Genomic DNA, 25,548 nt, shown 5'->3' with positions numbered 1-25,548 from the left:
GGAGGTAGGAGTGAAGGACACGGCACCGAAGCCGCAGGATCTGCTGGAAATCGCGGTACGGGTGGCCCGCGACGGCGCCGCGACGGCCCGTCGGATGCGCGCCGAGGGCGTCAGCGCGGTGGCGACCAAGAGCACGGCGACCGACGTGGTCACCGCCGCCGACCGGGCGGTGGAGCGTCAGGTCATCGCCGACCTGCGAGTCGCCCGTCCCGGTGACACCGTGCTGGGCGAGGAGTACGGCGTCTCCGGCGACCGGCCGGCGGCCGGTGCGGCCGTACGGTGGATCCTCGATCCGATCGACGGCACCGTGAACTACCTGTACGGGCTGCCCAACTACGCGGTCTCACTGGCCGCCGAGGTCGACGGGGTGGTGGTCGCCGGGGTGGTGCGCAACATCGCCACCGGCACCGAGTGGACGGCCACCCTCGGTGGCGGCGCCTACCGCGACGGCCACCGGCTGCACGGCTCGGCCGAGACCGACCTCGCCCAGGCGCTGGTCGGCACCGGGTTCGGCTACGACCCGGCCCGGCGCCTGCACCAGGCCAGGGTGCTGCTCGGCCTGATCGCGCGGGTGCGCGACATCCGGCGGGCCGGCGCCGCCGCCATCGACCTGTGCCTGGCCGCCGAGGGGGCCATCGACGCGTACTACGAGAAGGGGCTCAACGCCTGGGACCAGGCGGCGGGCGGGCTGGTCGCCACCGAGGCCGGCCTGGTGCTCGGCGGTCTCAAGGGGCAGCCGGCCGGTCCCGACCTGGTCGTGGCGGCCCCGCCGGCGCTCTTCGGCCCGCTGCACGACCTGCTCGTCGAACTGGACGCCGCCGGCGGCCCGTGACGCCACCGGCCGCCCCGGCGACCCTCGGTGGGGCCGGGACGGCCGGTGGCGGCGGTGGTGTCGTGACCGGTCCCGGGGTGCCCCGAAACCGGACCGGTCAGGTCTGGTCGGTCGGGGCCGCGCAGGTCTGCGGCGGCAGCTCCGGCCGGCCGCCGAGCTCGACCAGCGACTGGTTGACCTCGGTGGTCGTGGCGAGTTGCTTGAAGCCGGTGCCGATGACCACGTCGACGACGTCGTCCTCGCGGGCGGGGTCGTACTCGGGGCGGGCCTCGTCGAGGAAGTAGGCCCGCAGCAGGTGTGCCGATCCGACGGCCTTCGGGCCGTAGCGCAGGACGGCGACCCCGTCGACGCCCTTCTTCAGCGGATCGTTGCCGGTCTTGTCGACCTGGAACTTACGGTTGGAGAAGTCGCCCGCGACGCTCGTGGCCAGCCCGACCGAATCTGTCGCATTGTAGACATTGATCTTGACGTCCTTGGGCTCGCGGAGCGTCAGGTTCGCCAGTGCCCAGCCCTCGGGGCAGGAGTTGGCCGTGTTCTGGCCACCCTGGGTGTCCCGGACGAGGGCGAAGACCACGAAGATCAGTGCGAACACGACCAGCGCGCCGACGACGACGAGTGCCCGCACCCGCGCAAAGCTCATGAGACTGCTCCCGGTGACTGAGTGAGGGCCGGTGACCGGTCGGCCGACCCGTGGTCGGCCCCGTGGCTACCGAGTATGCCGCCGAGGTTAGCGGTTGTCCGGCCGGTGCGCGGAAACAAGGGGGGACCTGCCGGCGCGGCGACGATGATCAGTCGACCCGGGCCCCTATCTTCGTGTCGCCTGAGTCACATTGGGAACAACTTCTCGCGTCCAGGCGTACATCCATCCGACGAGGGCGGTATACATGCCTCGCTTGTGAGGGGGTAAGGTACCCCGCTCGCCGGGGCAGTTCTTTCGAGAAGGGCGGCATCCCGGCGACCGTGGGTACCGAAACACTGTCGTCCGGCGTTACAAACCGGCAACGACTCATCGATACGGGAGAGTGAACCGATGGCCACCGACTACGACGCTCCGCGTCGCGACGAGGTTGACCTCGGCGAGGACAGCCTGGAAGAGCTCAAGGCACGACGCGTCGACTCGCAGTCCGGCGCGGTGGATGTCGACGAGGCCGAGGTGGCCGAGAGCTTCGAGCTGCCCGGTGCCGATCTGGCTGACGAGGAACTCACGGTCAAGGTGCTGCCGATGCAGTCGGACGAGTTCCGCTGCGCGCGCTGCTTCCTTGTGCACCACCGGAGCCAGTTGGCCGTGGAACGCAACGGCGAGCTGATCTGCCGGGAGTGCGCCTGAGTTCCGACGCACGAGGGGGGAGGCGGCGGCCTCGGACCGGGGTCGCCGCGTTCAGTTCGACGTGCGCGGGTGGCGGGGCCCTGCTTGACTCGTAGCGCCCGGTGGTGCGGTGCCCGCGTCCCCGGCCGAGCGAACTGGACCAACGAAGTGCTGGAGGGCAGACCATGAGCCGCCCAGACCCGGCGCCGGACGTCCCGTCGGATGTGCCGGCGCCGATTGCCGAGTCCGGCCGTACCGCCGGCTCGACAGGCGAGCTGAAGCCGGCCGCCGGGAAGCCCGGGACCTCCGGCGACGCCGCGATGGTCGAGGCCGGCACCGTCGAAGAGCCGGGCACCGTCGAGGACCTGAGCGGCACCGTCGTCGAGCTGACCGCCGACGACCTCGAACCGGCCCAGCGCAAGCGGCTGCTCGGCCGGATGATCAACCAGTTCCGCGGTCGCGGCGTCGGCGACCTGTTCAAGCCGAGGGCCGCCATCCGCTGGATGGCCGACGCGATCGGCGACATCGCCCCGCACGTCCCGATCCGCGATCTGGAGACCCTGCGCCGGCACTACGGCGGGATCGAGGGCGAGGTCCTTGCCGAGCGCCTGGTCCGCAACGCCTCGCGGACGACCGCCGGCATCGGCGCCGCCGGCGGCAGCGTCGGCTCGATCCAGTGGGTCGCCGCGCCGACCCTGCTCTCGGCGCCCGTGCTGCTGGCCGCCGAGACGATCGCGGTGGTCGCCGTCGAGGTCAAGCTGATCGGTGAACTCCACGAGGTGTACGGCGTGCCGGTCGAGGGCGGCGGCGCCGAACGCGCCGTGGCGCTGCTGCAGGCCTGGTCGAGCGGGCGGGGCGTGAACCCGCTGCTGCCCGGCGGCGGGATGGCCGCGATCCTCGGCACCGCGGCCCGCAAGGAGCTGCGCGACATGCTGCTGCGCAGGTTCGGCCGCAACCTCACCACGCTCGGCCCGATGCTCACCGGTGCCGCCGTGGCCAGCCTGCTCAACCGGCGGGCGACCCGCAGCCTCGGCGACCGGATCCGCGACGACCTGCGCGGTGGGCGCAAGGCACTCGGTGGTCCCGGCCTGCCCCGCTCCTGAGCCGGACCGGTCAGGCGCGGGCGTCGCGCGCGGCGAGGATCGCCTCGGCCAGCCGGACCGGGTCCCGGGAGCTGACCACCCAGAACGGCGTCGGGTCGTCGGGGTCGTCGAGGACCACCTGCACCGCGCCGGGCACCCACGGCCGCTGTACGACGAACGCCAGCGGGTCGGCACCCACCCCGAGCACCTCCCGGCGGCCGGCCGCGTCCAGGGCGATCGCGTCGGCGACGAAGCGCACCGGCAGCCGGGCGTCGTCGACCCGCAGTTCGCCGTCGGTCACCGCGACCCGGATCCGGCCCAGCCACCACAGCGTGCCGAGCACCAGCGGCGGTATCACCACGAACGGCAGCCAGGCGCGTACCCCGCCGGCCCCCATCCAGATCTCGGCCGCGAACAGCCCGCCGGCCGCGATCCCGGCCAGCCACAGCCACCAGGGCAGGCTCAGCCGCTCGGCGTACCCGTCGGCGGCGCCACCCGGTCCGGTCGGGTCCGGCGCCACCTTCTGTCCAGATGGTGATGGTTCCACGTTGTCCGAGGGTACGGCGCGCGGCGCCGGCGGCACACGGCAGGATGGAGGGCGCCGGCCGGCGGCCGGCGGACCGGACCGACCGATCGCCCCGAATCGACGCCCCGAGCGGAAGAGTGAGACCGTGACCCACGCCGTGCCCGTACCGCTGCGCATGCTCGACCCGGACCTGCCGCCGCCGACGTACGCCCACCCGGGCGACGCCGGTGCGGACCTGGTGTCGGCGCAGGACGTGGAGCTGGCCCCGGGCGCCCGGGCGCTGGTCCGTACCGGGGTCGCGCTGGCCCTGCCGGACGGCTACGTGGGCCTGGTGCACCCCCGTTCCGGGCTGGCCGCCAAGCTGGGGGTCACGGTGCTGAACGCGCCCGGTACGGTCGACGCCGGCTACCGGGGGGAGATCCTGGTCAACCTGATCAACCATGATCCGGTGCACCCGGCAAAAATCTCCCGCGGCGACCGGATCGCGCAGCTTGTGGTGCAGCGTGTGGAGCGGGCAGACTTCCTGCTCGTCGACGAGCTGCCCGACTCCAGTCGCGGGGTTGGCGGGCACGGTTCCACCGGCGGCCACGCCGGCCTGGTCGAGCAGGTTGTCAAGGCGGATCTTGTGGACGAGAGGTTGAGCCAGTGATCTTTTCCCGGCGACGCGGCGGCTCCGGACGGCACGCCCGCGACGAGCGGCCCGGCGGTCCGGCCGACGTCGCGCGCGACAGCCCGGCCGAGGAGAACGCGGCTCCCGAGCGCGGCCCGTACGACAGCTCGGAGGCGCCGGAGGGGGTGCAGCGGCTCGACCTGGGCAGCCTTCACATCCCGGCGGTCGAGGGCGTCGAGGTCCGGGTGCAGGCCAACCCCGACGGCAGCGTGCAGCAGGTCGTGCTCGTCGACGGCGGGAACGCGCTGCAGCTCGCCGTGTTCGCCGCGCCGCGTAGCGAGGGCATCTGGGCCGAGTTCCGGGAGGAGATCCGGACCTCGCTGTTCAACGACGGCGTCGCGGCGCAGGAAAGCGACGGCGAGCACGGCGTCGAGCTGCGGGCCCGGGTCCGTACCCCGGAGGGCCTGACCGACCTGCGCTTCGTCGGCGTCGACGGGCCGCGGTGGATGGTGCGCGGCATCTTCCAGGGGCCGGTCGCCGCCGATCCCGGCGTGAGCGACCGGTTGACGCGGGCGTTCGAAGGGCTGGTCGTCGACCGGGGCGGCGAGGCCAAGCCGGTGCGCGAGCCGCTGCCGCTGCGCCTGCCGCGCGAGGTCGCCGAGCAGCAGGCCGCCCAGCAGGAGGCCGCCCAACAGCAGGCCGCCCAGCAGCAGCCGGCCGCCCCCGCGACCAACGGTGCCGCGCCGGGCGACCAGCAGCCGCACAAGCGCAAGCCGTCGCCCCGCCCGCGCCGCGCGGACTGACCAGGCGACCCGGCCGGTCCGGTTGCCGACCCGGCGACCGGGCCGGCCGGCGTACGCTGGCAGCACGGCCCGCACCGGGCCGGGCGGGTCCAGCGGGGGCCCGCCGAGGAGGATGACACCAGGTCATGGCGACCGACGAGCGGCCGTCGCTGCGCCGCTTCTTCCAGCGGCTGACCGCCAGCGAGGCGGAACTCGACGCGCAGGAGCTGCAACGGGAGAGCGCCGAGTCCGGTTGCGTGCCGGCCCGGCAGTGCCGGCGGGGCGAGCTGGCTTCGGTGTCCGGTCGGCTGCGTACGGTCGTCTACACGCCGCGCACCAACCTGCCGACCCTGGAGGCGGACCTCTTCGACGGCACCGACGTGGTGACCCTGGTCTGGCTGGGCCGGCGGCAGATCACCGGCATCGAGCCGGGCCGGCAGTTGACCGCGCGGGGTCGTGTAGCCGTACGCGATGACCGTAAAGTCATCTACAACCCTTACTACGAGCTGGAACCGCCCAGGTGACCGACCGGGGTGGAACCGGCCGCAGACGACGGCCCAGGTGCCACCGCCGGTGTGACCGCGAGTGAAAGACGGCCCCAGATGACGAGTGGACAGCCCCCGACGGCCAAGACCGACGCGGCCGGCACGCCCGACGAGGAGCGGATGCCGACCTTCGCCGAGCAGATGGCCGAACAGCTCGGCGGCTGGCGCGGGCTGGTCGAGTCGGGCATCCCGGTGCTCGTCTTCGTGCTGGTGAACGTCATCTTCGAGCTGCGTCCGGCGATCATCGCGGCGGTCGGCGTGGCGGTGGCGATCGCCGTCTTCCGGCTGACCCAGCGCAAGCCGGTCCGGCACGCGGTCAACGGCCTGTTCGGCGTCGGGATCGGCGCCTTCATCGCCCTGCGTTCCGGCGAGGCCCGGGACTTCTACCTGCCCGGCATCCTCTACGGCGTGGCGTACGGGGTGGCGCTGCTCGCCTCGGTGGCGATCCGGCAGCCGCTGGTCGGCTGGCTGTGGTCGGTGATCGTCGGCGGCGGCAAGTCGGACTGGCGGCACAACCCAGTGCTGGTCCGCACCTTCAACTGGCTGACCATCCTGTGGGGCGTGGTGTGGTTGACCAAGGTGGGTGTGCAGGCCGCCCTCTACCTGGCCGACATGGAGACGGCGCTGGGCGTCGCCCGGCTGGCGCTGGGCTACCCGCCGTACGCGCTGCTGCTGGCGATCACCATCTGGGTGGTGCGCCGGGTCACCCGTACCGAGGTGGCCACGCCCGCCTCCGCCTGACCGGGCGCGTCAGGACCCGTTGCGGGTCCGCTCGACGCTGTCGGCGCCCAGCACGACCTGGCGTACGGCGTCCTCCATGTCGGCCGTGCAGACGAAGATCAGCTCGTCGCCGGCCTCCAGCGGGTCGTCCGGGGTCGGCACCAGCACCCGCCGCCCGCGCAGGATGGCGACCAGGGCGGCGTCGCGGGGCAGCGGCACGTCGCGGATCGGCTGCCCGACGTACGGCGCGGTGGCCGGCAGGGTGATCTCGACCAGGTTCGCCTCGCCCTGCCGGAACGTCATCAACCGCACCAGGTCGCCGACGGTGACCGCCTCCTCGACGAGGGCGGCCATCACCCGCGGCTTGCTCACCGCCACGTCGACGCCCCACTGTTCGGTGAACAGCCACTCGTTCTCGGCCCGGTTGACCCGGGCCACCACCCGGGCGACCGCGAACTCGGTCTTGGCCAGCAGCGACACCACCAGGTTGACCTTGTCGTCGCCGGTCGCCGCGACGACCACGTCGCAGCTCGCGACGTCGGCCTCCTCGAGGCTGGCCAGTTCGCAGGCGTCGGCGAGAATCCACTCGGCCTGCGGCACCCGCTCGGGGCGCAGCATCCTCGGCTGCCGTTCGATCAGCATCACCTGGTGGCCGTTTTCGATCAGCTCCTGGGCGATCGAGCGGCCGACGTTGCCGGCTCCCGCGATGGCGACCCGCACGGTCACCGCCCCCCTTCCGGCGCGCCGACGGCGACCGCCGTCACGGTCTCGGCGATGTCGTCGGTGACCAGCATGAAGATCTGGTCTCCCTCCTGTACGACGGTGGAGGCGGTGGGCAGCGTGCCGATCCCGAACCGGATCAGGTAGGCGGCCCGGGCCCCGGTCGCCTCCTCCAGGCCGCGCAGCGGCCGGCCGACCCAGTCCCGGTGGGTCGGGACCTCGATGATCGACACGGTGCTCGTCGGGTCGCGGAAGATCTCCATGCCCTCGGGTACGACATGGTGCAGGATCCGGTCGGCGGTCCAGCGCACCGACGCCACCGTCGGGATGCCGAGCCGCTCGTAGACCTCGGCCCGCTTCTGGTCGTAGATCCGGGCGACCACCCGGTTGACACCGAACGTCTCGCGGGCCAGCCGGGCCGAGATGATGTTGGAGTTGTCGCCGCTGGAGACCGCGGCGAACGCGTCGGCGCGCTCGACGCCGGCCGCCCGCAGCACCTCGCCGTCGAAGCCGATGCCGGTGACCGTGACCCCGCCGAAGTCCGGTCCGAGCCGCCGGAACGCGTCCGCGTTCTGGTCGATGACCGCGACGGAGTGTCCCAGGGCCTCCAGCCGCTGGGCGAGGGTCGAGCCGACCCGGCCACAGCCCATGATCACGATGTGCACGCCGGTCCTCCCGCTACCGTGCCGCGCCCCGCCCGCCCCGTTGGCCGGGCCGCCCGCGTCATCCAAGAGCGTGCCACGCCCCGGCACGCCCGGCGCGGGCGGACCGGCCGTACGGCGCGCCGGGCGTGATCACCCTCCGCGACGTGCGACCGGGTCGGCCGGCCGTACGCTTAGCCCTTGTGGCCCGTCCGACCGCCCTGATGAAGCGGCTGCTGCTGGGCCGACCGTTCCGGTCGGACCGGCTCAAACACACCCTGTTACCGAAGCGCGTCGCGCTGCCGGTGTTCGCCTCCGACGCGCTGTCCAGCGTCGCGTACGCCCCGGACGAGATCCTGCTGACCCTGTCGATCGCCGGCGCGTCCGCGTTCATCTTCTCGCCCTGGGTCGGGCTGGCCGTCGTCGTGGTGATGCTGACCGTGGTCGCCAGCTACCGGCAGACCGTGCACGCCTACCCGTCCGGGGGCGGCGACTACGAGGTGGCCACCGTCAACCTCGGCCAGAAGGCCGGGGTCGGGGTGGCCAGCGCGCTGATGGTCGACTACGTGCTGACCGTCGCCGTGTCGGTCTCCTCCGGGGTCGCCAACCTGGGCTCGGTGCTGCCGTTCGTCGCCACCCACAAGGTCGGTATCGCGGTCGGCGCCGTCGTCCTGCTCACCGCGATCAACCTGCGCGGCCTGCGCGAGTCCGGCACCGCGCTCGCCATCCCGACGTACGGCTTCATCATCGTCGTGGGCGGCATGATCCTGACCGGTCTGGTCCGGGTGGTGGTGCTCGGCCACGACCTGCGGGCGCCGAGCGCCGACCTGGTGATCAGCGCGGAGTGGCACGACCTGACCGGTGTGGCCATGGTGTTCCTGCTGCTGCGGGCGTTCTCGTCCGGCTGTGCGGCGCTGACCGGCGTCGAGGCGATCTCCAACGGCGTACCCGCGTTCAAGCCGCCGAAGAGCCGCAACGCGGCGACGACGCTGCTGCTGCTCGGTTCGGTCGCGGTCGGCCTGATCGTCGGGATCATCTGGCTGGCCCGGCTGACCGGCCTGCAGTTCGTCGAGGACCCGGCCCAGCAGATCGAGTCGGGGCCGGCCGGCTACGTGCAGAAGACGGTCACCGCCCAGCTCGGTGAGACGATCTTCGGCTCCGGGTCGGTGCTGCTCTTCCTGGTCGTCGCCGCGACCGCGATGATCCTCTTCCTGGCCGCCAACACCGCGTTCAACGGCTTCCCGGTGCTCGGCTCGATCCTCGCCCAGGACCGCTACCTGCCCCGCCAACTGCACACCCGCGGCGACCGGCTGGCGTTCTCCAACGGCATCGTCTTCCTGGCCGTCTTCGCGATCGTGCTGATCGTCGGGTTCCAGGCCGAGGTGACCCGGCTGATCCAGCTCTACATCGTCGGGGTCTTCGTCTCGTTCACCCTGTCGCAGGCCGGCATGATCCGGCACTGGAACCGGCGGCTGCGGACCGAACGCGACCCGCAGGCCCGGCGGCGGATGCTCCGCTCGCGGGCGATCAACGGCTTCGGCATGGGCCTGACCGGCACCGTCCTGGTCATCGTCCTGATCACCAAGTTCCTGCTGGGCGCCTGGATCGCCATCGCCGCGATGGCGGTCATCTACCTGCTGATGCTGACCATCCGGCGGCACTACGACCGGGTCGCCGCCGAACTCGAACCCGACGAGGGCCGGCCGGTCCTGCCGGCCCGCAACCACGCGGTCGTACTGGTCAGCAAGCTGCACCGGCCGACGCTGCGGGCGGTCGCGTACGCGCAGGCGACCCGGCCCGACACGCTGACCGCGGTGACCGTCAACGTCGACGACACCGACACCCAGAAGCTGCAGCGCGACTGGGAACGGCACGGGGTGCCGGTGCCGCTGACCGTCATCGACTCGCCCTACCGGGAGATCACCCGGCCGGTCATCGACTTCGTCAAGTCCGCGCGCCGGAACGCGCCCCGCGACGTCGTCACCGTCTTCATCCCCGAGTACGTCGTAGGCCACTGGTGGGAGAACCTGTTGCACAACCAGAGCGCGTTGCGGCTCAAGGGCCGGCTGCTCTTCGAGCCGGGCGTCATGGTGACCAGCGTTCCCTGGCAACTCGCGTCGACCGCCAACAAGAACCTGGAGCGGTACGACGCGACGCTGACCCTCGGGCCGGCGCGCGGGCCGCGGGCCGCCCGTCGCGACCCCTACCCGTCGGTGGACGGGGACCCGGCCGGTGAAACTGTGGCGGACCGGGGCGGCGCCGCCCCGGCCCGGGGGGAGGGGTGAACGTGGAGACGGTCGACACCACGGCGGCGGCCGGTGACCCGGTCGAGGGCGACCGGGTCGAACTCGTGGTCGGTGCGGTCGCGCACGGCGGCCACTGCGTGGCGAGGCTCGACGGCCGGGTGGTCTTCGTGCGGCACGCCCTGCCCGGCGAGCGGGTGGTCGCGCAGATCACCGAACTGCACCGCGGCTACCTGCGCGCCGACGCGGTGGCGGTGCTCGACCCGGCGCCGGACCGGGTCGCGCCGCCGTGCCCGTACGCCCGGCCGGAGCTGTGCGGCGGCTGCGACCTGCAGCACGTCGCACCGGCCGCGCAGCTGGTGTGGAAGGCCGACGTCGTACGCGAGCAACTGCACCGGCTCGGCGGGCTGACCCCCGACGAGGTCGCCGACCTGGGGGTGACCGTCGAGGCGCTGCCGGGCGGGCCGCTCGGCTGGCGGTCCCGGGTGCGGTACGCCGTCGACGCGGCCGGCCGGGCCGGACTGTTGCGCCACCGCACCCACCAGGTCGTACCCGTCGACCGCTGCCTGATCGCGCACCCCGGCGTACGGGACCTGCCGGTGCTGGCGGCCGGTGGCCGACGCTGGCCGGCGGCCGAGGTGGTGGAGACGGTCGCGTCGTCCGGCGGCGACGTGACCGTCCGCGCCCTCGCCGACGGCGCCGCGACCGTCGTGGACGGTCCGGCGACGGTGACCGAACGGGCCGTCGGCCGGGACTGGCGGCTGCCGGCGGAGGCGTTCTGGCAGGTGCACCCGGCGGCGGCCGACACGCTGGCCGGGGCCGTGGTCGACCTGCTCGACCCGGCGCCGGGGGAGTCGGCGTGGGACCTGTACGGCGGTGCCGGGCTCTTCGCCGCGGCGCTGGCCGACCGGGTCGGGCCGGCGGCCCGGATCACCCTGGTCGAGGCGGCGCCGGTGGGTGTGGCGGCGGCCCGGGACAACCTGCGCGACCTGCCCGGGGTCGAGATCGTCGCGGCCCGGGTCGAGACGGCGCTGGCCCGGCGCCGGATCACCGGCCCGGTCGACCTGGTGGTGCTCGATCCGCCCCGGGCCGGTGCCGGGGCCGGGGTGGTGCGCGCCCTGGTCGGGGCGGCGCCGCGGGCGGTCGCGTACGTCGCCTGCGACCCGGCGGCCTTCGCGCGTGACGTGGCGACGTTCCGGTCCGCCGGCTGGCGGCTGGCGGCCCTGCGGGCGTACGACCTGTTCCCGATGACGCAGCACGTGGAGTGCGTCGGCCTGCTCCTCCCGGGCTGACCGCCGCCCGCCGTCGCGGCGGATCTATCGATGTCCGGTTCGGCCGGACAGCGCCCGGGGTGGTCCGATCGGCCGGCCATTCGCGACTACCCGGTGTCATCGCCAGGCCCACCGGACGTAGTTGTGTCCCGTGGGCGCGCCCCGTTGATGGATGCCTCGTTAGCTGGTCGGGACGCACATCGTGCCCACCGTCCGCCGGTGAAGCCCATCGACAATGGGGTCCTTTTTGCAACTTCCTTGGAGGACGTTGTGCTTCGTACGTTGTCAGCCGCCGTCACGGCGGGTCTGTTGGGAGCCATCGGGATGATGGGGCTGGCTGCCGCGCCGGCCGCATACGGGGCCGAGGTGAACGTCGCGTCGACGCCCACGTGCAGGCCGTGGGAGGGAGGCGAGAACAGCACCACCGGCGGCGAGGAGCGGGAGCGCTGCCGGCCCGACCGCAAGGACTACGGCCTGTCGGTCAAGCACGACAAGGGTGACGAGTACGCCGTCCTGCGGATCCGCAACGGATCGGAGAAGGGCGAACGCTACGTCCTGTCCAGCGACAAGGACAAGGACAAGAAGATCGAGGGCTACGTCCGGGCCGACGACTACGACTACCAGCGGGTCAAGTGGGAGCCCGGCACGACCTGGACGCTGTGGATCGCCGGCTTCAAGTACAGCGAGACGCTGGGCCACAAGCCGACCCACAAGCCGACCCACCGGCCCACGCACAAGCCGACCCACAAACCGACCCACAAGCCGACGCACAAGCCGACCCACACGCCCACCCACAAGCCGACGCACAAGCCGACCGCCACGCCGACGCACAAGGACGAGCTGCCGAAGACCGGTGACTCGACCGCGACCGTGGCGGGTGTCGGGCTGTCCCTGCTCGGGGCGGGCGCTGTCGTCCTGCTCCTCGGCCGTTTCCGGCGCCGGGTGGAGTGACCCGTAGCCGGGCGTTTCCGGGTCCCGCGGGCGACGCGCCCGCGGGACCCGCGGCGTCTGGCGGCGGACCTTGAACCGGTGACGGCGGACCGACAGCGCCGGCGGCGGGCCGGTCCGCGGGGCCGGGCAGTCAGTGGCCGGCGGCGAACCGGTCCGCGGGGCCGCGCGGCGGCGGTCAGGCGGCGTGGGCCGCGGAGGGCGGGGCGGAGACCGGCCGGGCGGCGGGTGCCGGGCGGTCGAACCGGTCCCGCAGCCTGATCCAGGCGGCGACCAGCAGGACCACGGGCAGCAGGGGCAGGGCGACCAGGGCCACGAGGGCCAGCGCGAGCACCTGGCCGGCGGCGGCGGCGCCGGGACGGACGGGGTGCCGGGGGACGGACGGCAGCGACGACATGGCGTTACCTTCGGGAAGGGCGTAGTTACCCTCAGCGTACGGCGGTCGCGGCATTCCGCCGCTTTTGTTGACCGATCGGGTGACGGCCCGTGGGTGGAATCACCCCGGAACGACAGCCTTGTCGAAACTGGCGCCCGGCGGTGCCGGGCCCGGCCGGGGGGCCATCGGTCGATCTTGTCTCAGGCCGCGTGCGTGGCCGGCACCGATAGACTGTCCGGTCATGAGCGTTGAAGAAGGTCCGGCCGGCGACGGTCGTCTGGTGAGCACGGTCCACGGCCCGCAGGACGTCAAACGCATGTCGGCCGAGGAGTTGGAGATCCTCGCCGCGGAGATCCGGGACTTCCTGGTGGCGAAGGTCTCGCGCACCGGCGGCCATCTCGGACCCAACCTCGGCGTCGTCGAGCTGACCATCGCGATGCACCGGGTCTTCGACTCGCCCCGCGACAAGTTCCTGTTCGACACCGGCCACCAGGCATACGTGCACAAGATGCTGACCGGCCGGCAGGAGGGCTTCGACCAGCTCCGTCAGCGCGGTGGCCTGTCCGGCTACCCGAGCCAGGCCGAGAGCGAGCACGACCTGATCGAGAACTCGCACGCCTCGACCGCGCTGTCCTACGCCGACGGGCTCGCCAAGGCGTTCGCCCTGCGCGGCGAGCAGCGCAGCGTCGTGGCGGTGGTCGGCGACGGCGCACTGACCGGCGGCATGTGCTGGGAGGCGCTGAACAACATCGCCGGCGCCCGCAACCCGCTGGTCATCGTCGTCAACGACAACGGCCGCTCCTACGCGCCGACCATCGGCGGGCTGGCCGACCACCTGTCGGCGCTGCGGCTCAACCCCGGCTACGAGAAGGTCCTCGACCTGGTCCGGGAGTCGCTCGGCTCGACGCCGCTGGTCGGCAAGCCGATGTACGAGGTGCTGCACGCGGTCAAGAAGGGGATCAAGGACGCGGTCTCCCCGCAGACCATGTTCGAGGACCTCGGCCTGAAGTACGTCGGCCCGATCGACGGCCACGACGTCGCCGCCGTCGAGTCGGCGCTGCGCAAGGCCAAGGGCTTCGGCGGCCCGGTGATCGTGCACGCGGTCACCCGCAAGGGCTACGGCTACCGGCCGGCGGAGGAGGACGAGGCCGACTGCCTGCACGGCCCGGGTGCCTTCGACGCGGAGACGGGCAAGCTGCTGGCGAAGCCGAGCGTCAAGTGGACCCACGTCTTCGCCGAGGAACTGGTCGCCATCGCCGACGAGCGCCCCGACGTCGTCGGCATCACGGCCGCGATGGCCGAGCCGACCGGGATCGCCGCGCTGGCCCGCAAGTATCCCGAGCGCACGTACGACGTCGGCATCGCCGAGCAGCACGCCGCCACCTCGGCGGCCGGGCTGGCGCTCGGCGGCCTGCACCCGGTCGTGGCCGTCTACGCCACCTTCCTCAACCGGGCCTTCGACCAGGTGCTGCTCGACGTCGCCATGCACAAGCTGCCGGTCACCTTCGTGCTCGACCGGGCCGGCATCACCGGACCGGACGGGCCGAGCCACTACGGCATCTGGGACATGTCGGTCTTCGGGGTGGTGCCGGGCCTGCGTATCGCCGCCCCCCGTGACGCCGCCACCCTGCGCGAGGAACTACGCGAGGCGGTCGCCGTCGACGACGGCCCGACCATCCTGCGCTTCCCGACCGGTTCGGTCGCCGCCGACCTGCCGGCCGTGCGCCGGGTCGGGCCGGTCGACGTGCTCGCCGAGGCCGAGCGCAAGGACGTCCTGCTCGTCGCGGTCGGTGCCTTCGGGCAGCTCGGCACGCAGGTCGCCGCCCGGGTCGCCGAGCACGGCTACGGCGTGACCGTGGTCGACCCGCGCTGGGTGCGGCCGGTGCCGGCCGAGCTGGTCACCCTGGCCGCCGGCCACCGGCTGGTGGTCACCGTCGAGGACGGCGTACGCAACGGCGGCGTCGGCGACGCGCTGGCCAAGGAGCTGCGCGACGCGGACGTCCGGGTGCCGCTGCGCGACCTCGGCGTGCCGGCCCAGTGGCATCCGCACGGCACCCGCGCCCAGATCCTCGCCGACATCGGGCTGACCGCCCAGGACGTGGCCCGCCAGGTGACCGGCTGGGTGTCCCGGCTCGACGACGCCGGCGACCGGGAGCTGCCGGTGCCCGACGCGTGGGGCGTGAAGGCGAAGTGACCTCGTAGCCGAGAGCCCCGGACCGCAGGGTCCGGGGCTCTCGCGCGCGGTCTACTTCTCGACGGTACGGGTCTCCAGCCGGCCGCCGACGCTCACCCGGTAAATCTGCGACCGGTCGGCCTTCGGCACCACCGCCAGCCCCCGCTGCTCCAGCACCGGCTGGACCCCCTCGGGCAGTTGCAGCACGGCGTCGTCGTCCTCGTCGTCCCAGCTCAGCACCACGTACTCGCGGCCCTGGATGTCGATCTCGTACGCCTGCACCGCGGCCACCCGGTCGGCCTTCGAGACCGCGGGCGTGCCGTTGTCCGGCCGGAACACCGCCGCGTAGGTGGTGCCCTCCTGGCTGCGCCAGGTGAGCCGGTCGAACCGCCCGGCGAGCGGGCCGGACCCGACCTCGCCCAGGTTGACCTGGTAGATCGACTCGATCGGCCACGAGGTCGGCACCTGGGGGTAGGAGCGGCCGTCGGCCGGGCTCGGGTCGATGCTGCCGAAGGCGATGTCCTCGCCGGCCAGCGCGCATGTGTCGAGGTCCTCCAGCGCGGTCGCGCCGCGCCCGTCCTGGTCCGGGACGACCGGGTAGCGGGGCTGCTCGACGGCGGTGCCGAGGTCGAGCAGTTCGTCGTTGGCGGTGCCGCGGGGCTGCGACTCGGTGGCCCGCAGCCGCACGGCGATCGGGCTCGCCGTACACCGCGCCACGTCGACCGGGTCGGTCAGCCCTTCGCTCACCCGCACCGGGCGCCCGTTCGGGCCGGTGACCTGCTCGACCCGGGCCGACGCCAGGTAGCGGGTGGTGCTGCCCAGCCGGACCGGGAGCAGGTCGGAATAGACCAGGTAGCCCGGGTCGGTGTACTGCGCCGCGCTGGTCACCGCCAGCCCGTCGCCGGCGCCGTCGAGCTGGAGCAGCCACGACGCGCCGTAGACCGGTACGTCGGCGGCGACCACGGCGAGGGTCCGCCCGTCGGTCTCGCCGAGCCAGAGGATGCCGGAGGTCTCCAGCCGGGGCCGGTCACCGGCGGGGGTGCGCCAGGCGTCGACGGCCCGCGCCACCGCCCGGTGGGCCTCCTCGTCGCCGGACAGCCCTCCGCGCGCGGGCCAGACCTGGAGCCCACCGTCGAGTGTGTAGTGACCCACCGGCAGCGCCCGCTCCGGCGGCACCTCTTCGGTGCCGCCGCAGGCGGCGCCGCCCACCATGACGGCCGCCAGGCCGATGCCCAGCAGACCGCGCCGGAGCGAGATCATGTGAGGTCCCCCTGTCGACCCTGATGCCCGGTGCCACATCGTACGGGACCCGGAAGGGGGGCCGAGGCGGCACATCTGAATAAGGCGTTCATCAATTCGTTTCGCGTTGTTCCGTTGTCTCGACGGGTATAACTGCGGGTCAGGACGGTGGCCGGCGGATATCTTCCCGCCCGGCTCGGCGACCGATCGGATCGGCTAACATGCCAGCCATCATGACCTCCGCGGAACCCAACGTGGACGCCGCTGCCGGCCGCAATGGCGGCACCGCGTCCCACAGCCCGGACCATTCCCGTCGTTTCCTCCAGCTCCTGCGGATCAGCCGCGAACGGCTCGTCGACCTGGTCGCGTACGGCACCTATCTCGCGCTCGGCGTGCTCGTGATGGGCCGGCTGTGGCTCGACCCGTACAACCGGGTGCTGACCGGTAACGAGGACGACCACGGGCTGCACATGTTCCTGATCGCGCACTCCGAGCGGGTGGTCTTCCACTTCGAGAATCCGTTGTGGTCCGAACGGCTCGGCGTGCCCGACGGCGTGAACATGATGTCCAACACGTCGATGATGGCACTCGGTATCCCCGTTTCGCCGATCACCCATTTCTTCGGCGCGGCGGTTTCGGTCGTCCTGCTGCTCACCCTCAGCCTGGCCGGCACCGCGGCCGCCTGGTACTGGGTGCTGAGCCGGCACTTCGTCCGGTCCCGCGCGGCGGCCTACATCGGCGGTCTGTGGTGCGGGTTCGCGCCGACGATGATCTCGCACGCCAACGGGCACATCAACTTCGTCGCGCACTTCCTCATCCCGTTCATCGTCTGGCGTGCGCTGAAGCTACGCGAACCCGGCCGGACGGTGCGCAACGGGGCGATCCTCGCCGTCTTCATCGTGCTCCAGATCTTCATCAACGAGGAGGCGCTGCTGTTCGCCGCGATGGCGCTGGGCGTCTTCGTGGTGGCGTACGCCGCGATGCGGCCGGCGGAGGCGAAGGCGGCGCTCCGGCCGATGCTCTCCGGGCTCGGCGTCGCCGCCGCGCTGTCGTTCGTGGTGCTGGCCTACCCGCTGTGGTGGCAGTTCTTCGGCCCCGGGCACTACCGCGGCCTGCCGTACGACCCGGACGCCTTCGTCACCGACCTGGCGGCCTACCCGGCGTTCGCCCGCCAGTCGCTCGCCGGCGACCCGGCGACCGTCGAGGTGCTCAGCAACAGCCCGACCGAGGACAACTCGTTCTTCGGCTGGCCCGTGCTGATCCTGCTGGCGGTCGCCGTACCGCTGCTCTGGCGCTCGGTGGCGGCCCGCGCGCTGCTGATCACCGGCCTGTTCTTCGCGGTGATCTCGCTCGGCCCGACGCTGGTCTACAAGGGCGAGGACACCGGGATCAAGCTGCCGTTCTGGCTGATCAGCAACGTGCCGGTGATCGACCTGGTCAGCGTGACCCGGTTCGCGATCGTCGCCACGTTCGCCGCGGGCGTGGTCCTCGCGCTGGCCGCCGACCGGATCATGAGCCTCGCGCCGGACACCACCGTCGCCGGGCACCGCGTCGCCCGGCCGGCGAGGATCGCGTGGTGGGTGGCCCTGGTCGCCGCGTTCGTCCCGGTCGCCCCGCTGCCCGCCCCGGTACGCGGGGTGGAGCCGCTGCCCGACTTCATCGCCTCCGGGCAGTGGCGGCAGTACGTCCCCGAGGGCCGCACCCTGGTGCCGGTGCCGCTGGCCGACGTCACCCGCGGAAGGCTGGGCATGCGCTGGTCGGCACTGTCCGACCTGGAGTTCCAGGCGCCGCGTGGCTACTTCATGGGCCCCGCCGACCCGCCGGGGAACATCGACGGATCCTGGGGGCAGGCACAGCGGCCCACCTCGGCGCTGTTGCAGGACGTCTACCGCAACGGCGTGGTCCCGCCGATCGGCGAGGCGGAACGGCAGGCGGCCCGCGAAGACCTGATCTACTGGCGGGCGGCCGTCGTGGTCCTCGGCGAGCAGCGCCGGGTCGACGCGCTGCGGACGGCGATGACCGAACTCATGGGCGAACCGCCGCAGCGGGTCGACGACGTGTGGCTGTGGGACGTACGCGACCTGCCGGTTCCGCCGCGCGATTGATGACAGATCCTGCGCCAGGGGTATGGAATGGGCGGCTGGTCCAGATCGTCGCCCCGCCGATGAGTACGATCCGAGGCACTATGACCGTCGCGGACAGTTCACCTGAATTCCTGCTCGACCGGCCGAAGTCACCCCCGGCGGACGACGTCTCCGACCGCACCGCACCCGGCCGGGTCAGGTCGGTGACAGCGCGACTGCGGCGGTGGTCGAGCCGGCGCGCCGACTTCGTGGTCGTCGGGTTCTACCTGCTCACCGCGGTGTGGGTGACCAGCCGGCTGTGGGCCTACCCGCCCGGCCGGGTCGCCCCGACGCTGGAGAGCGACCCGTCGCTGATGCAGTGGTTCCTGGCCCACGCGGTGCGGGTGGTGACCCACGGCGAGAACCCGCTCTTCACCGAGCGGATGAACGTGCCCGACGGGGTCAACCTGATGGCCAACACGCCGATGCTCGGGCTGAGCGTGCCGATGGTGCCGGTCACCATGCTCTTCGGGCCGGCCGTCTCGTTCGTCGCGCTGGTGACGCTGATGCTGTCGCTGACCGCGGCGGCCTGGTACTACGTGCTGTCGCGGCACCTGGTCTCGTCCCGGGTCGCCGCCGCGGTCGGCGGCTGGTTCTGCGGCTTCTGCCCGGCGATGCTGGCGCACGCCAACTGGCACCCGAACATCATCGGCCAGGTCCTGGTCCCGTTCATCGTGTGGCGGGTGCTGGTGCTGTGCCGGCCCGGCGCCCGACCGGTCCGCGACGGGATCATCCTCGCCCTGCTGGTCACCTACCAGGCCTTCATCAACGAGGAGATCCTGCTCTTCACCGCGATCGCCTGCGGGGTCTTCCTGCTGGCGTACGTCCTGCAACGGCGGGACCTGTGGGCCGGGGCGTGGCGCCGCCTGCTCGGCGGGCTCGCCGTCTGCGCGGTCATCGCCGGAGCGCTGCTCGCCTACCCGCTCTACGTGCAGTTCTCCGGGCCGCAGAACTACCAGGGGATCGAGGTCGCCCACTTCGGCAACGACCTGGCCGCCTTCACCAGCTTCGGCACGCCGACGCTGGGCGGCAACGAGCTGACCAACCAGAACCTCGCCCCCAACCCGTCGGAGGAGAACTCGTTCTTCGGCTGGCCGCTGGTCCTGCTGCTCGTCGTCACCACCGTCTGGCTGTGGCGGGACGCGGTCGTCCGGGCACTCGCCTTCACCGGCCTCTTCTTCGCCCTGCTGTCGCTGGGCACCGTCGTGTCGTACAAGGGGACCGAGATCGGCCCCGGGCCGTGGGCCGTCTTCGTGCACCTGCCGCTGCTGCACTTCGTCGTACCCACCCGGTTCGGCATGATCGCGTCGGCCGTGGTCGGCGTCATGCTGGCGATCGCCACCGACCGGGTGCTGCGCGGCCAGGCGGTCGGCGTACCACGGATCAACCGGCAGGCGTGGGCGCTCGGCCTCGCGATGGCGCTGGTGCCGCTGATCCCGGTCGCCCTGCCGGCCCACAACCGCCCGCCGGTGCCGGACTTCGTCACCTCCGGCACCTGGCGGTCGTACGTCGCCGAGGGGCAGACGGTCGTCCCGGTCCCGGTCACCGAGAACGGCAACGCCGACGGGCTGCGCTGGGCCGCCGCGACCCGGCTCGACATGTCGGTGCCGCGCGGCTACTTCCTCGGACCGCGCAACGCCCAGGACGGCGACCTGGCCGCGTTCGGCGCCCCGCCGAGCCACGGCGCCGGACTGCTCGCCCGGGTGGCGTCGTCCGGGGTGCCCGTCGAGGTCGACGACCGCCAGCGCCGGCTGTTCCGCGACGACCTGCGTTACTGGAACGCGGCGATCGTGGTGCTCCCGGTCCGGCACGACCAGGCGCCGGCGCTCCGGCACACCGTCGAGGACCTGCTCGGACCCGGGCAGCGGGTGGACGACGTCTGGGTCTGGGACGTCCGGGAACTCGCCACGCCGCGCCGGGACGAAACAGTCCGATGATCGACTAGAGCTAAGTAATCCGGACTAATCCCCTTCTCGACTACGATTCGAGCCATCATGGCCTCCCCGAACGATCCTGCCCGCGCCGCCGTGGACGTCGATGCCTCGCCGGACGCCGAGGGCGCGGGCCGGGCCGGCGGGTCCACGCCGGGATCGCGCTCCGGCCCGGTGACCGGCGGGCCGCTGGGCCGCCTCCTGACCACCTACGCCCGCCGGTACGCCGACCTGCTCGTCGTCGGCGTCTACCTGGCCACCGCGGTGTGGGTGACCGGCCGGCTCTGGATGGACCCGGCCGGCCGGGTCGGGCCGGAGCACGCCAGCGACCCGGCCCAGGGGCAGTTCTTCCTCGCCCACGCCGTACGCGTCGTCACCGAGGGCCGCTACCCGTTCTTCACCGACCTGATGAACTATCCCGACGGCGTCAACCTGATGGCCAACACGTCGATGTACGGGTTGACCGTGCCGATGGTGCCGGTGACCATGCTCCTCGGGCCGCCGGTCTCGTTCGCCGTCATGATCACCGTCGGGTTGGCCGGCACCGCGACCGCCTGGTATTTCGTCCTCTCCCGGCACATCGTGCCGTCGCGGTTGGCGGCGGCCGTCGGGGGCGCCTTCTGCGGCTTCTGCCCGGCGATGCTCGGCCACGGCAACTGGCACCCGAACATCGTCTCGCAGTTCCTGGTGCCGTTCATCGTGTGGCGGGTCCTGGTCATGTGCCGGCCCGGCACCCGCCCGGTACGCGACGGGCTCATCCTCGCCGCCCTGGTGGTCTACCAGGTGTTCATCAACGAGGAGATCCTGCTCTTCGCCGCCCTGGCCAGCGGCGTCTTCCTGGCGATCTACGTGGCGCAGCGGCGGGAGCTGCTGCGCCCGGCCTGGAAGCCGCTGCTCGCCGGCCTGGCGGTGTGCGCCGTCGTCGCCGGCGCGCTGCTGGCCTACCCGCTCTACGTCCAGTTCTCCGGGCCGCAGAGCTACAGCGGGCTGAAGGAGGCGGTGCCGGACCACGGCAACGACATCGCCGCGTACTTCAACGCCGGCTCGACCACGCTGGGCGGCGACGCCGAGGCCAACAAGGGGCTCGCGCCCAACTACTCCGAGGAGAACGCGTTCTTCGGCTGGCCGCTGGTCGTCCTGCTCGTGGTCACCGTGGCCTGGCTGCGCCGGGACGTGCTGGTGCGCTCGCTCGCCGCGACCGGGCTGATCTTCGCGGTGCTGTCGCTCGGTGAGGAACTGCGGTGGCGCGGGCACGACCTCTTCCCCGGCCCGTGGGCGCTGCTGGTGCACGTACCGCTGCTCGACTCGGTCGTGCCCACCCGCTTCGGGCTCATCACGTCGGCCGTCGTCGGCGTACTGCTCGCGGTGGCCACCGACCGGGCACTGACCGACCGGGTGGCCGAACCGCAGCGCCGGCTGCGCCGCCGGGCCTGGGTCGCGGCGCTGCTGATCGCGCTGGTCCCGCTCACCCCGCTGCCCTACCGCGAGGTCGGCCGGCCACCGGTCCCGGCGTTCATCACCTCCGGCCAGTGGCGGCCGTACGTCGCGCCGGGGCAGACCCTGGTCCCGCTGCCGTTGCCCGACCTCGGCAGTTCCGACGGCCTGCGCTGGGCGGCGTCGCAGAACCTGGAGTTCGCCATCCCGCGCGGCTACTTCCTCGGCCCGCGAAACGGTGTCGACGGCGACCCCGGCGGCTTCGGCGCGCCGCCGACCGTCACCTCCACCCTGCTGAACCGGGTCGCCTCGTCCGGCCAGCCCAGGTCGGTCGGTGAGGAGACCAAGCGGCGGGTCGAGGACGACCTGCGCTACTGGAACGCGGCGATCATCGTGCTGCCGGTCGAGCACCGGCGGGCGGACCCCCTGCGCACCACGGTGGAGGAGATCCTCGGCCCGGCGCAGCGGGTCGACGACGTCTGGCTGTGGGACGTACGCCCGCTCACCACCCGCTGACCGTCACCAGTTCGCCTGCGGCGGTGCCGCCGGCAGCGGCCGGTCGGCGGGCCGGATCACGTACGTCAGGCCGCCGCTGCCGCCGCGCCAGGCGGCCTCCAGCGCGGCCCGGGGCACCGGCCGGCGGACCGCCTCGTCGGTCGGCCAGTTGGGGTCGTTGAGCACCGGGTCGCCGCCGGCGGTGAAACCGGCCAGCACCAGCAGGTGCCCGCGGGTGCCGTAGTCGAGGCCGGGCACCTGCCCGGCCGCGAACGACACCGAGATCACCAGCGGGATCCCGGCGGCGACGAAGAGTTCCGCCTCGGCCAGGCCGCGCAGCCGGGTGACGAACGCGTCCAGCCCGAAGGTGCCGGCGTACGCGGTGTTGAACGGCCAGTTTCCGGTGCCCCGGTAAGCGTGGTCGTAGCAGCGCCGGGCGGCGTGGTCGACCCACGGTGCCGGGTCGTCGGGTCCCACCCACGCGTGGTCGGCCGCCGCCGGGCCGGCTCCCCAGAAGGCCAGGACCATCGCCGTCGAGGTGGGACTGCACCAGGTCAGGCCGCCACCGTCGAGGTGCGGGTGGTGGTCGCGGTGCAGCCGTTGCGAGAAGCGGGGTACGTCCAGCACGACGCCCCACGCCGGGGACGTGCCGGACCGGCGCGGTGGGGCGGCCGGCCGCGCCGGCGCGGGCGGTGCCGGGGCGGCCGCCTCAGGGTGCGGGGCGGCCGGTGCCGGGGCGGCCGCCGCCGCGGGGTGCGGGGCGGAGGAGCCGTGCGGCGCCGGGCGGTGTGGTGCGGCGGGCGGTGTGGCGCCGTGCGGTGCGGGGCCGTGCGGTCGGGGCGCGGCCGGAGCCGGCGCGGTGGCGACCGCGCCGGCCGACCGCAGCGCCGGGGTGGCGTCGCCACCGGCCGGCCGCAGCAGGGTCACCCGCAGCCACCAGCCGGTCCACTCCCGGCCGGAGGCGGCGGTGAGCACGTCGGCGTCGACCCGCGCGTCCGGGTCCGCCTGGTCCGGCCGGGAGGTGGGCCGTACGCCCTCGTCGTCGGCGGCCCAACTGCCCAGGTCGTACCAGCGGGTCGGCCGGCCGGACCGGTCGGCGCCGCGCATCTCGACCCGGATCCAGCTCCCGGCCGGGGTGTCGGCGGTCCACGACGGCACCAGTTCGGCGACCGGGAACCCGGGCTCGACCAGGGGAGAGGTCCAGGTGGCCAGCTCGTAGGCCGCGGTGACCCCGGTGTGCGGATCGGTGTGGGTCAGCGTGCCGGCCGGGGAGTCGAAGGCGATCCCGTCGCCCCGGGGAACCGCTCCGGTCATGGTGCCGGTGGCCAGCCGCGCCGCACCGCGGAAGCCCCGGTAGGCGATGTCCGGGCCGGTCTGCTGCACGAACGACTCCTGAGCGGTGAAGATCCTTGCCGGAAAGTCTGTCGTACCGGAAGGTTCTTTGCAACGCCCGCGGTACCGCCACATGTTGTCCCGCGGCAGTAGGTTGAATCCGCCGGATGGCGGCGTTCCGGAAGGAGGCGCTGATGCGGGTGCTGGTGGTCGAGGACGAGCACAACCTCGCCGACGCGATCGCCCGCGGCCTGCGCCGCCGGGGCATGGCCGTCGACGTCGCCCACGACGGCAACACCGGCCACGAGATGGCGTTCGTGACCCGCTACGACGTGATCGTCCTCGACCGCGACCTGCCCGGCGTGCACGGCGACCAGATCTGCGCCGACCTCGCCGCCTCCGGTGCGCTGACCCGGGTGCTCATGCTCACCGCCAGCGGCACGGTCGCCGACCGGGTCGAGGGCCTGTCCCTGGGCGCCGACGACTACCTGCCCAAACCGTTCGCCTTCGACGAACTCGTCGCCCGCGTGCAGGCCCTCGGCCGGCGGGCCACCCCACCGGCCCCGCCCGTGCTCACCCTCGCCGACCTGGTCGTCGACCCGGCCCGGCGGGTCGCCAGCCGCGGTGGCATCCCGGTCGACCTCACCCGCAAGGAGTTCGGTGTGCTGGAAGAACTGCTCAAGGCCCGCGGCGCCGTCGTCTCCAGCGAGGAACTGCTCGAGCGGGTCTGGGACGCCAACACCGACCCGTTCACCACGACCGTACGGGTGACCGTCATGACCCTGCGCAAGAAGCTCGGCGACCCACCGCTGATCGAGACCGTCGTCGGCGCCGGCTACCGGATGCCCGACCCCTACCTGCCCTGACCCGGGCGTGGGAAGGTGGGCGCATGACCGAGCGGAGCGAGGGCATCGGTTGGTTCGGTTTGAGTCGTGCGGCCGCCGAGCGGAGCGAGGTGGACGTATGACCGTTTATCTCACCGGGCGCCGGTCCCGGCTGCGGCCCACCCTGCGGCTGCGGCTCACCCTGCTCAACGGCGTCCTGCTGGTCGGGGCCGGTGCCGTGCTGATGGTGCTCGCCTGGCTGCTGGTCGACGACGCGCTGCACCCCGCCGACCAGCTCCTGCCCGGCACCACGGTCGTACTCGCCGACGGGCAGACCCTCGACGCCCGGGTCTGGCAGGAGCACGTCGTCGACGCCGTCTCCGGCGAACTGCTCGCCAAGGGGCTGGTGGCGCTGCTGGCCATCAGCATCGTCGGCGTCGCCGGGGCGTACGTGGTCGCCGGCCGGGCGCTGCGCCCCCTGCACCAGGTCACCGCCACCGCCCAGCGGCTGCGGGAGGAGACCCTCGAGGAACGGATCCGCTACACCGGCGCCGACGACGAGGTCGCCGAACTCGCCGCCACGTTCGACGCGATGCTGGACCGGATCGGCGAGGCGTTCGAGGCGCAGAAGAGGTTCGTCGCCAACGCCTCCCACGAGTTGCGTACGCCGCTCGCGGTGATGCGTACCGAGATCGACGTGACGCTGGCCGACGACGAGGCCGACGTCGCCGAGTTCCGGCGCATGGCAACCGTGGTCCGCGACGCCTCCGAACGCGCGAACGGACTGGTCGACGCGCTGCTGGTGCTGGCCCGCAGCGAGGCGCAGTCAGGTCGCCGGCTCAGCCGGAAGGTGCCGACCGACCTGGCCTGCGGGGTCAGCGCCGCGCTGTCGGCGACCAGCGCCGAGGCGCAACGGCTCAAGCTGCGGGTCACCGCCACGCTCGGGCCGGCCCAGGTGGTCGGCGACCCCAGCCTGCTGGAGCGGCTCGCCGGCAACCTCGTCGAGAACGCCGTACGGTACAACCACCTGCACGGCGAGCTGTGGGTCCGGACCGGGTCCGCCGACGGGCACGTCTACCTGGTGGTCGGCAACACCGGTTTCGAGGTCGACCCCGCCGACGTACCCGGGCTGTTCGAACCGTTCCGGCGGGGCGGCCGGGAACGCACCGGCGCGCGGGGGTCCGGGCTGGGGCTGTCGATCGTACGGGCGGTCTGCGACGCGCACCGCGGCACGGTCGGCGCGGTAGCGCAGCCCGGCGGCGGCCTGGAGGTGACGGTGACGCTGCCGGCCGCCGACACCACCCCGGTCGTCACCGCCTCCGCGGTGGTGAGCCCACCGACCACCTCGCCCGCCGACCCGGTCTGACCCGACCGGCTTCCCGGCGACCGTTCAGG

At 73.0% G+C, this 25,548-nt stretch carries 23 protein-coding genes; 16 read left to right on the top strand and 7 right to left on the bottom strand.

Translation table 11 applies throughout. The features are described 5' to 3' along the window. The first annotated feature begins 10 nt into the window (after positions 1 to 10). On the top strand, positions 11 to 832 hold the full coding sequence (locus AB0M79_RS04635; RefSeq protein WP_364207792.1) for an inositol monophosphatase family protein: 822 nt from the start codon (positions 11 to 13) through the stop codon (positions 830 to 832). Positions 833 to 929: 97 nt separating this feature from the next. Here the strand turns inward: AB0M79_RS04635 and AB0M79_RS04630 are convergent, their stop codons facing one another. Continuing rightward, a complete protein-coding gene (locus AB0M79_RS04630) occupies positions 930 to 1,457 on the bottom strand; it encodes a LytR C-terminal domain-containing protein (RefSeq protein ID WP_357536420.1) in 528 nt (175 codons plus the stop codon). A 405-nt stretch (positions 1,458 to 1,862) separates the two neighbouring features. On the opposite strand from AB0M79_RS04630, the gene AB0M79_RS04625 reads away from it, so the two are divergent. Together AB0M79_RS04625 and AB0M79_RS04620 are read left to right on the top strand one after the other, a co-directional pair. Further along, the gene (locus tag AB0M79_RS04625; RefSeq protein WP_121159124.1) at positions 1,863 to 2,159 is read left to right on the top strand and encodes a DUF4193 domain-containing protein; all 297 of its coding nucleotides are present in this window, start codon (positions 1,863 to 1,865) and stop codon (positions 2,157 to 2,159) included. A gap of 299 nt (positions 2,160 to 2,458) precedes the next feature. Beyond that, positions 2,459 to 3,241, top strand: coding sequence for a hypothetical protein (locus AB0M79_RS04620; RefSeq protein ID WP_364208781.1), 783 nt, complete (start codon positions 2,459 to 2,461; stop codon positions 3,239 to 3,241). A 10-nt stretch (positions 3,242 to 3,251) separates the two neighbouring features. Here AB0M79_RS04620 and AB0M79_RS04615 read toward each other — a convergent pair whose 3' ends face one another. Continuing rightward, positions 3,252 to 3,740 carry a DUF3093 domain-containing protein gene (locus tag AB0M79_RS04615; RefSeq protein WP_364208778.1) on the bottom strand — a complete coding sequence of 163 codons (489 nt, stop codon included), beginning with the start codon at positions 3,738 to 3,740 and terminating at the stop codon, positions 3,252 to 3,254. Between the two features lie 181 nt (positions 3,741 to 3,921). Between AB0M79_RS04615 and dut the strand changes: the two genes are divergently transcribed. From dut to AB0M79_RS04595, 4 genes are all read left to right on the top strand, one after another. After that, positions 3,922 to 4,395: a dUTP diphosphatase gene (gene dut / locus AB0M79_RS04610; RefSeq protein ID WP_364208775.1), complete on the top strand. Its 474-nt coding sequence runs from the start codon at positions 3,922 to 3,924 to the stop codon at positions 4,393 to 4,395. Further along, positions 4,392 to 5,159, top strand: coding sequence for a DUF3710 domain-containing protein (locus tag AB0M79_RS04605; protein ID WP_364207790.1), 768 nt, complete (start codon positions 4,392 to 4,394; stop codon positions 5,157 to 5,159). Before dut ends, AB0M79_RS04605 begins: the two co-directional genes overlap by 4 nt. 125 nt (positions 5,160 to 5,284) lie before the next feature. After that, entirely contained in the window at positions 5,285 to 5,662 is a 378-nt protein-coding gene (locus AB0M79_RS04600) for an OB-fold nucleic acid binding domain-containing protein (protein WP_357536098.1), read from the top strand. Positions 5,663 to 5,740: 78 nt separating this feature from the next. Then, positions 5,741 to 6,424, top strand: coding sequence for a DUF3159 domain-containing protein (locus AB0M79_RS04595; protein ID WP_364207788.1), 684 nt, complete (start codon positions 5,741 to 5,743; stop codon positions 6,422 to 6,424). A gap of 9 nt (positions 6,425 to 6,433) precedes the next feature. Here AB0M79_RS04595 and AB0M79_RS04590 read toward each other — a convergent pair whose 3' ends face one another. Together AB0M79_RS04590 and AB0M79_RS04585 are read right to left on the bottom strand one after the other, a co-directional pair. Further along, complete coding sequence (locus AB0M79_RS04590; RefSeq protein WP_357536102.1) at positions 6,434 to 7,129, bottom strand: TrkA family potassium uptake protein; 696 nt, start codon at positions 7,127 to 7,129, stop codon at positions 6,434 to 6,436. Next, positions 7,126 to 7,788 (bottom strand): TrkA family potassium uptake protein, encoded by a 663-nt coding sequence (locus AB0M79_RS04585; protein WP_364207786.1) that lies wholly within the window; start codon positions 7,786 to 7,788, stop codon positions 7,126 to 7,128. Before AB0M79_RS04585 ends, AB0M79_RS04590 begins: the two co-directional genes overlap by 4 nt. A gap of 179 nt (positions 7,789 to 7,967) precedes the next feature. Here AB0M79_RS04585 and AB0M79_RS04580 point away from each other — a divergent pair, with 179 nt between their 5' ends. The 3 genes from AB0M79_RS04580 (at position 7,968) to AB0M79_RS04570 (ending at position 12,229) form a co-directional block, all read left to right on the top strand. Continuing rightward, positions 7,968 to 10,049: an APC family permease gene (locus tag AB0M79_RS04580; protein WP_364207784.1), complete on the top strand. Its 2,082-nt coding sequence runs from the start codon at positions 7,968 to 7,970 to the stop codon at positions 10,047 to 10,049. A gap of 2 nt (positions 10,050 to 10,051) precedes the next feature. Continuing rightward, positions 10,052 to 11,299 (top strand): TRAM domain-containing protein, encoded by a 1,248-nt coding sequence (locus AB0M79_RS04575; RefSeq protein ID WP_364207782.1) that lies wholly within the window; start codon positions 10,052 to 10,054, stop codon positions 11,297 to 11,299. Between the two features lie 303 nt (positions 11,300 to 11,602). Beyond that, a complete protein-coding gene (locus AB0M79_RS04570) occupies positions 11,603 to 12,229 on the top strand; it encodes a PT domain-containing protein (protein ID WP_364207780.1) in 627 nt (208 codons plus the stop codon). A gap of 175 nt (positions 12,230 to 12,404) precedes the next feature. On the opposite strand, the gene AB0M79_RS04565 is transcribed toward AB0M79_RS04570, so the two are convergent. After that, complete coding sequence (locus AB0M79_RS04565; protein WP_364207778.1) at positions 12,405 to 12,623, bottom strand: hypothetical protein; 219 nt, start codon at positions 12,621 to 12,623, stop codon at positions 12,405 to 12,407. 220 nt (positions 12,624 to 12,843) lie between these two features. Here AB0M79_RS04565 and dxs point away from each other — a divergent pair, with 220 nt between their 5' ends. Continuing rightward, positions 12,844 to 14,796 carry a 1-deoxy-D-xylulose-5-phosphate synthase gene (dxs, locus tag AB0M79_RS04560; RefSeq protein ID WP_364207776.1) on the top strand — a complete coding sequence of 651 codons (1,953 nt, stop codon included), beginning with the start codon at positions 12,844 to 12,846 and terminating at the stop codon, positions 14,794 to 14,796. Positions 14,797 to 14,847: 51 nt separating this feature from the next. On the opposite strand, the gene AB0M79_RS04555 is transcribed toward dxs, so the two are convergent. Next, a complete protein-coding gene (locus tag AB0M79_RS04555; RefSeq protein WP_364207775.1) occupies positions 14,848 to 16,035 on the bottom strand; it encodes a hypothetical protein in 1,188 nt (395 codons plus the stop codon). 212 nt (positions 16,036 to 16,247) lie between these two features. Here AB0M79_RS04555 and AB0M79_RS04550 point away from each other — a divergent pair, with 212 nt between their 5' ends. The 3 genes from AB0M79_RS04550 (at position 16,248) to AB0M79_RS04540 (ending at position 22,018) form a co-directional block, all read left to right on the top strand. Further along, positions 16,248 to 18,119 (top strand): hypothetical protein, encoded by a 1,872-nt coding sequence (locus tag AB0M79_RS04550; RefSeq protein ID WP_364207773.1) that lies wholly within the window; start codon positions 16,248 to 16,250, stop codon positions 18,117 to 18,119. An 80-nt stretch (positions 18,120 to 18,199) separates the two neighbouring features. Continuing rightward, positions 18,200 to 20,074: a hypothetical protein gene (locus AB0M79_RS04545; RefSeq protein ID WP_364207771.1), complete on the top strand. Its 1,875-nt coding sequence runs from the start codon at positions 18,200 to 18,202 to the stop codon at positions 20,072 to 20,074. A gap of 282 nt (positions 20,075 to 20,356) precedes the next feature. Continuing rightward, the gene (locus AB0M79_RS04540; protein ID WP_364208772.1) at positions 20,357 to 22,018 is read left to right on the top strand and encodes a hypothetical protein; all 1,662 of its coding nucleotides are present in this window, start codon (positions 20,357 to 20,359) and stop codon (positions 22,016 to 22,018) included. A 3-nt stretch (positions 22,019 to 22,021) separates the two neighbouring features. Here AB0M79_RS04540 and AB0M79_RS04535 read toward each other — a convergent pair whose 3' ends face one another. Continuing rightward, complete coding sequence (locus AB0M79_RS04535) at positions 22,022 to 23,380, bottom strand: C39 family peptidase (protein ID WP_364207769.1); 1,359 nt, start codon at positions 23,378 to 23,380, stop codon at positions 22,022 to 22,024. A 143-nt stretch (positions 23,381 to 23,523) separates the two neighbouring features. Between AB0M79_RS04535 and AB0M79_RS04530 the strand changes: the two genes are divergently transcribed. Continuing rightward, positions 23,524 to 24,195, top strand: a complete 672-nt coding sequence (locus AB0M79_RS04530; protein ID WP_357536430.1) for a response regulator transcription factor — start codon at positions 23,524 to 23,526, stop codon at positions 24,193 to 24,195. A gap of 97 nt (positions 24,196 to 24,292) precedes the next feature. After that, a complete protein-coding gene (locus AB0M79_RS04525; RefSeq protein WP_357536119.1) occupies positions 24,293 to 25,519 on the top strand; it encodes a HAMP domain-containing sensor histidine kinase in 1,227 nt (408 codons plus the stop codon). Positions 25,520 to 25,548: the final 29 nt, after the last annotated feature.

The sequence above is a fragment of the Polymorphospora sp. NPDC051019 genome, assembly GCF_040683055.1.
GTDB lineage: Bacteria > Actinomycetota > Actinomycetes > Mycobacteriales > Micromonosporaceae > Polymorphospora > Polymorphospora lycopeni.
The sequence above is the reverse complement of the archived record's forward strand: the minus strand, read 5'-3'. Positions and strand labels throughout refer to the sequence as shown.

Excerpts from the sequence above, each read along its gene's own strand:
- dut (WP_364208775.1), top strand. The coding sequence starts at position 3,922 with ATGCTCGACCCGGACCTGCCGCCGCCGACGTACGCCCACCCGGGCGAC.
- AB0M79_RS04525 (WP_357536119.1), top strand. The coding sequence starts at position 24,293 with ATGACCGTTTATCTCACCGGGCGCCGGTCCCGGCTGCGGCCCACCCTG.
- AB0M79_RS04550 (WP_364207773.1), top strand. The coding sequence starts at position 16,248 with ATGACCTCCGCGGAACCCAACGTGGACGCCGCTGCCGGCCGCAATGGC.
- AB0M79_RS04545 (WP_364207771.1), top strand. The coding sequence starts at position 18,200 with ATGACCGTCGCGGACAGTTCACCTGAATTCCTGCTCGACCGGCCGAAG.
- dxs (WP_364207776.1), top strand. The coding sequence starts at position 12,844 with ATGAGCGTTGAAGAAGGTCCGGCCGGCGACGGTCGTCTGGTGAGCACG.
- AB0M79_RS04565 (WP_364207778.1), bottom strand. The coding sequence starts at position 12,623 with ATGTCGTCGCTGCCGTCCGTCCCCCGGCACCCCGTCCGTCCCGGCGCC.
- AB0M79_RS04620 (WP_364208781.1), top strand. The coding sequence starts at position 2,459 with ATGGTCGAGGCCGGCACCGTCGAAGAGCCGGGCACCGTCGAGGACCTG.
- AB0M79_RS04625 (WP_121159124.1), top strand. The coding sequence starts at position 1,863 with ATGGCCACCGACTACGACGCTCCGCGTCGCGACGAGGTTGACCTCGGC.
- AB0M79_RS04595 (WP_364207788.1), top strand. The coding sequence starts at position 5,741 with ATGACGAGTGGACAGCCCCCGACGGCCAAGACCGACGCGGCCGGCACG.
- AB0M79_RS04600 (WP_357536098.1), top strand. The coding sequence starts at position 5,285 with ATGGCGACCGACGAGCGGCCGTCGCTGCGCCGCTTCTTCCAGCGGCTG.
- AB0M79_RS04555 (WP_364207775.1), bottom strand. The coding sequence starts at position 16,035 with ATGATCTCGCTCCGGCGCGGTCTGCTGGGCATCGGCCTGGCGGCCGTC.
- AB0M79_RS04530 (WP_357536430.1), top strand. The coding sequence starts at position 23,524 with ATGCGGGTGCTGGTGGTCGAGGACGAGCACAACCTCGCCGACGCGATC.
- AB0M79_RS04570 (WP_364207780.1), top strand. The coding sequence starts at position 11,603 with ATGATGGGGCTGGCTGCCGCGCCGGCCGCATACGGGGCCGAGGTGAAC.
- AB0M79_RS04540 (WP_364208772.1), top strand. The coding sequence starts at position 20,357 with ATGGACCCGGCCGGCCGGGTCGGGCCGGAGCACGCCAGCGACCCGGCC.